At 73.9% G+C, this 4,673-nt stretch carries 6 protein-coding genes; 4 read left to right on the plus strand and 2 right to left on the minus strand.

Translation table 11 applies throughout. From position 1 onward, the window contains the following. A partial coding sequence (locus tag EGM46_RS14775) for a hypothetical protein (RefSeq protein ID WP_431194093.1) occupies nt 1–423 on the plus strand: 423 nt, incomplete at its 5' end. A 27-nt stretch (nt 424–450) separates the two neighbouring features. Here EGM46_RS14775 and EGM46_RS14300 read toward each other — a convergent pair. Continuing rightward, nucleotides 451–1,197: an SDR family NAD(P)-dependent oxidoreductase gene (locus tag EGM46_RS14300; protein ID WP_125100796.1), complete on the minus strand. Its 747-nt coding sequence runs from the start codon at nt 1,195–1,197 to the stop codon at nt 451–453. A 153-nt stretch (nt 1,198–1,350) separates the two neighbouring features. On the opposite strand from EGM46_RS14300, the gene EGM46_RS14305 reads away from it, so the two are divergent. After that, nucleotides 1,351–2,391: an aldo/keto reductase gene (locus tag EGM46_RS14305; protein ID WP_125100797.1), complete on the plus strand. Its 1,041-nt coding sequence runs from the start codon at nt 1,351–1,353 to the stop codon at nt 2,389–2,391. Here EGM46_RS14305 and EGM46_RS14310 read toward each other — a convergent pair. Then, complete coding sequence (locus tag EGM46_RS14310) at nt 2,362–3,093, minus strand: alpha/beta fold hydrolase (RefSeq protein WP_125100798.1); 732 nt, start codon at nt 3,091–3,093, stop codon at nt 2,362–2,364. The genes EGM46_RS14305 and EGM46_RS14310 overlap by 30 nt on opposite strands. A gap of 196 nt (nt 3,094–3,289) precedes the next feature. On the opposite strand from EGM46_RS14310, the gene EGM46_RS14315 reads away from it, so the two are divergent. Next, entirely contained in the window at nt 3,290–4,264 is a 975-nt protein-coding gene (locus EGM46_RS14315) for a methyltransferase (RefSeq protein ID WP_125100799.1), read from the plus strand. A 9-nt stretch (nt 4,265–4,273) separates the two neighbouring features. After that, nucleotides 4,274–4,673 (plus strand): hypothetical protein (locus EGM46_RS14320; protein ID WP_206427595.1); only part of this gene is annotated, 400 nt, incomplete at its 3' end.

The following is a 4,673-nucleotide window of genomic DNA, read 5'->3' on the forward strand; positions in this document are numbered from 1 at the left end:
CCGCTCCTGCTGCGCGCGCTGCGCGACCCGGTTGCCGAGGTGCGCGCCGCGGCGGCTCTCGCGCTCGGCCCGCACGGCGATGAGCGCGCCGAGCGCGAGCTGCTGGCGCTCGTGGCCGAGGGGCCACGCGACGTTGCCGCTGCCGAGGTGCTCGGCGAACTCGGCGCGCTCTCGGCGGCCAGGGCGCACCGGATCCTCGCCGGCTACCGGGAGCGGCTCGCGGACCCGGCGACGAGTGCGGCGGCCCGCTCCTGGCTCACGCAGGGGCTCGGCGAGCTGCGCGGCGCGTTCGGCGACGGCGCGCCGGCGGGGCCGAGCGCCGATCCGCACGGCGCCGATCCGCTGCGCACCCTGCTCGCGGAGCTGGCGCGCGACGCGGATCGCGCGGTCGCCCGCGTCGCGAGCTACCTCCTCGCTTCGTGACCGCAGCGTCCCGAGCCCGTGCCAGGCTCAGGTGAGCAGCTGCCCGCCGTCGACCGGCAGGCTGACGCCGGTGATGTGCGAGGCGCCGTCACCCGCGAGGAACGCGACGGCGGCCCCGACCTGCTCGACGCGCGCGAGCTCGCCGAGCGGGATCCGGCTTGCCCAGGCGGCGCGCGCCGGCGAGCCTGCCGGCATGCCCTGCTCGAGCATGGGGGTGAGCACCGGTCCCGGAGCGACGGCGTTCACGCGAATGCCGTGATCGGCGAGCTCGATCGCCGCCCACCGCGTGAGCGAGTCCACCGCGGCCTTGCTGGACTCGTACGCCCCCATGCCGGGCGTCGGCTGCCTGCCGCCGATCGATGAGATGTTGACGATGCTCCCGCCGCCGCCGCCGCGCGCGATGCGGTGGTGCGCGAACGCCTGGGTCATGACAAACGTGCCGAGCACGTTGACCTCGAGGATCGAGCGGTACGCCGCCGGGTCGAGCGCCGTCACCGCCCCGTGTACGGACAGGATGCCGGCGTTGTTGACGAGCACGTCGACGCCGTCCTGGGCCGCGAGCTCGCCGAACAGTGCGGCGACCGCAGTGGCGTCGGTGATGTCGAGCGCGACCGCGGATGCGGCGTCGCCGAGCTCGACCGCCGCCGCGCGCGCGGCGTCGCCGTCGCGGTCGGCGAGGATCACCCGATCCCCGGTGGCGGTGAAGGCGCTGGCAATGGCCTGGCCGATGCCGCCGGCGCCGCCGGTGATGAGGACGGTGCGTGGTGTGCTCATGTGGACTCCTGTGTCGCGGTGGGTGTGTGCCCCGTTGCGGCGGCGGCCGCCGCTCGGGGCTGGAGGGAACGCGCCTTATATTATACGATTGTAGAAAATAAGCGAGCGTGCCGCGAGACTCCCTCGCGGTGGCGCGGCTGCGAGGAGGCAGACATGACGTTTACCGGCACGGTTCCCAGGCGCACACTCGGTCCTGGCGGTCCCGAAGTGCCCGTGTTCGCGCTGGGATCCTGGAATATCTGGGACCGCATGGCCGCGCCGGATCGCCGCGCGCTTGTCACCCGCGCGTGCGAGGTGGGCGCCGCGTTCTTCGACGTCGCCTACTACAACATGGGCCCGCACGCCGAGGCGTCGCCCACCGATCTGCGCTTCGGTGAGACGCTCAGGGAGCTCGGCCTCGCCCGCGCCGACTACCAGCTCTGCGGCAAGCTCTGGCTCTGGGAATACCCGGCGACGGGCTTCGCCGAGCAGATGCGCGTCTCGCTCGACCGCATCGGCGCCGGGCGCGGCGGCCCCGAGTCGTTCGACACCGTGGTCGTCGGCGACTTCTTCGGGGAGATCGACATCGCGCAGGTGGTGCGCGATGTGCACGCCGAGATCGTGCGCGGCAGCTTCGCGAGCTGGGGCGTGAACAACTGGCCGGCCGACGCGCTGCGCCTCGCGCTCGATACCGCGGCGGGCGAGGGGCTCACGCCGCCCAGCTTCGCGCAGCTGAAGTACGGGCTCGTGCGCCGCAGTATGGCCGAGGGGGAGTTCTACGGCGGCTGGTTCGCCGACGGGACGCTCGCGCTGCAGGCCTCCGACGCGTTCGAGGGCGGAATCCTCGTCGGCAAGCTCGCCCCGGCGCGCAAGATCGGCGCCGACGTCGGCGAGATCCGCGAGCGCATTGTCGCCGCGTACCCCGAGGTGGAACGGATCGCTCGCTCGCTCGGGGCGACGCCGGCGCAGCTCGGCCTCGCGTTCTGCCTCGCCAATCCGGCGACCGCGAACGTGCTCTTCGGTGCGTCCCGGGTGGCGCAGCTCGACGACAACCTGGGGGCGATCTCACTGCTGGAGCGCGAGGGAGCCGCGCGGATCCGTGAGCTCACCGCCGAGCTCTGGCTCGATCGCTCGGTGCGTGCCGACGGGGTGTGGACGCCGGCCGCACCGAGCGCGGAGCGCGGCTCAGCTCCCGAGGAACTCGAGCGCCGCTGAGCGGAACTCCGGGCTGTCGAGCGCGCCGCGGTGATCGCCGGGCACGGTGCTGAACGAGCCGGCGGTCAGCTCGGCGATGAGCGCCTCGCCGCCGGCGGCGAGCGGGTCGTTCCCGCCGGCGACGAGGAGCGTCGGCACCTGGGGTGCGTTCGCGGCCGGGGTGAACGGCTCGGCCGCGAGCCCGGGAATGAGGCGCGCGAGCGACGCGGTGTCCAGCCCCGGGGCCGAGATCATTCCGGCCATCATGCCGATGAGTGGGCTCGCCGGCGCCGCGCCGCCGAGCGCCGCGGCGAGCTCAGCGGGATCCACCGCGGCGAACGGCTCCATCGGGCTCACGCCCCCGAGCACGAGCCGCCGGATCTGGGGCGTGCGCGCGGGGAGATCCCACGCGAGCCGCCCGCCGAGCGAGTAGCCGACGAGGTCGATGCTGCCCCCGCCAGCTGCCGCCGTGAGCGCGGTGCTCAGTGCGTCGAGCACCGCGCTGGTGGTCGCCTCGGGTGGCGAGGTGAGCGCCGGGCTCGCGCCGTGGCCGGGGAGGTCGATCGCGACCACGGAGCGGCCGGCCGCGTGGAGCGCGGCGACCCAGCCGGTCGTGAGGAAGTCGGCCTCCGCGGAGGACGCGAAGCCGTGCAGGAGGGCGACCGGCGGCGCGGCGTTCGATGTCGCGCCGTCGACGGGGAAGTGGTGGGTGGCAAGCAGCATTGCGAGACCTTTCAGGAGTGCAGCGGTGGCCGGCCGGGGCGCCTGGCGGCGACCCCTCGCCGTTTTTCTATGCTAGTAGAAAATAAAACGATACTCCGCTGGACTTTGTGTGTCTACGCTCGTAGAATTTCGGCGATACGACTTGGACGCCGCCGTCCCGTGCACGCGGGCGGCCACGGAAGCGAAGGACCCCGCCATGACCGCAACACCCACCCGCATCGTCGACATCGCCATCGGATTCATGGGAGCGAAGCAGCTCGCCGCGGCCGCGCGCATCGGCCTCTTCCGCGCACTCGCCGATGGCCCGCAGGATCTCGCGGCGCTCGCCGCGGCGACGCAGCACTCGGAACGGCAGGTGCGCACCCTCGCCGACGCAATGAACGGCCTCGGCCTCCTCGACCGCGCGGCCGGGCGCTACAGCCTCGCCGACGACGCGAGGCAGTACCTCGCGGGCGGCGGCGCGATCGACCTCACACCGTTCATCGCCTTCCTGAACGACATCAGCTACCCGCAGTGGCTCGGCTACGACCGCACGGTCGACACCGACGCCGCGGGCACGCTCGAGCTCGACGAGGCCGGCTGGGGTGACTTCATGGCCGGCGTGATGACCTACAACGCGCTGCACGCCGAGCAGTTCGGCGCTGCGTTCGACTTCTCGGGCTTCCGCAGCGCGCTCGACTTCGGCGGGCTCGCCGCCGGCTTCTCCTTCGCCGCGATGGCGCAGAACCCGGAGCTCACCACCCGCTTCGTGTACGCGCCCGGCTTCACCGACGGCATCGCCGCGGAGGCCGAGCGCGCCGGCCTCACTGAGCGGGTGAGCGTTGAGGAGGGCGAGACCGAGCACACCGCGCCGGGCGGCGAACACGACCTGGTGCTGCTGACGCACGTGCTCCACCGCTTCGACGCCGCGCAGAACCAGGCGATCCTCACCGCGGCGCGCGGCGCGGCTGCGCCGGGGGCGACGCTCATGCTGCTCGACTTCTTCCTCGACGCCGACGAGAGCCAGCGCAGCATCGACGCGCTGCACGCCGGCGAGTACTTCAACATCGACGGCACCGTCGTCTACCCGATCGCGGAGGTCGAGGCCTGGCTCGCGGGCACCGGCTGGGCGGTCGACCGCCTCGTCGCGCTGCCTGGCAGCCCGCGCGTGCTCGTCGCGACGGCCGTCTAGGGCGCGCAGATGGGGGACTCGGAGCCGCGCGGAGCGGGGCGCATTCGGACGGTCCGCGGCGTGATCGACGCGGCGTCGATCGGCCAGGCCCTCGCCGACGAGGTGCTGCTGCGCCGCCCCGAGCGGCCCCGCGGCAACGCCGGGGCACCGGCGACCGCCGCGGCGTTCGACCGCGCGCCGGTGAACATGGCCGCCCTCGGCGCGCTGCAGCTCGGCGCGGCGAACCTTGACAACGAGACGCTCGGCGAAGCGGACGCCACCGCGGCGCTCGCGCGGTGGCAGGAGGCTGCGGCCACGGCGCCGGGCACCCGGCTTGTCGTCGCGCTCGCGCCGCCGGGTGGCCGGGGTGCTGGCGCGCACGGTGCTGGTGCCCGGGGTGCTGGCGCGCACCCCGCGGACGCCCGCCGCG

The sequence above is a fragment of the Leucobacter chromiireducens genome (assembly GCF_003917135.1).
Classification (GTDB): Bacteria; Actinomycetota; Actinomycetes; order Actinomycetales; family Microbacteriaceae; genus Leucobacter; species Leucobacter chromiireducens_A.

What these genes read in the sequence shown, in the direction of transcription:
- EGM46_RS14300 (WP_125100796.1), bottom strand. Translation starts at nt 1,197, where the DNA reads ATGAGCACACCACGCACCGTCCTCATCACCGGCGGCGCCGGCGGCATC.
- EGM46_RS14305 (WP_125100797.1), top strand. Translation starts at nt 1,351, where the DNA reads ATGACGTTTACCGGCACGGTTCCCAGGCGCACACTCGGTCCTGGCGGT.
- EGM46_RS14310 (WP_125100798.1), bottom strand. Translation starts at nt 3,093, where the DNA reads ATGCTGCTTGCCACCCACCACTTCCCCGTCGACGGCGCGACATCGAAC.
- EGM46_RS14315 (WP_125100799.1), top strand. Translation starts at nt 3,290, where the DNA reads ATGACCGCAACACCCACCCGCATCGTCGACATCGCCATCGGATTCATG.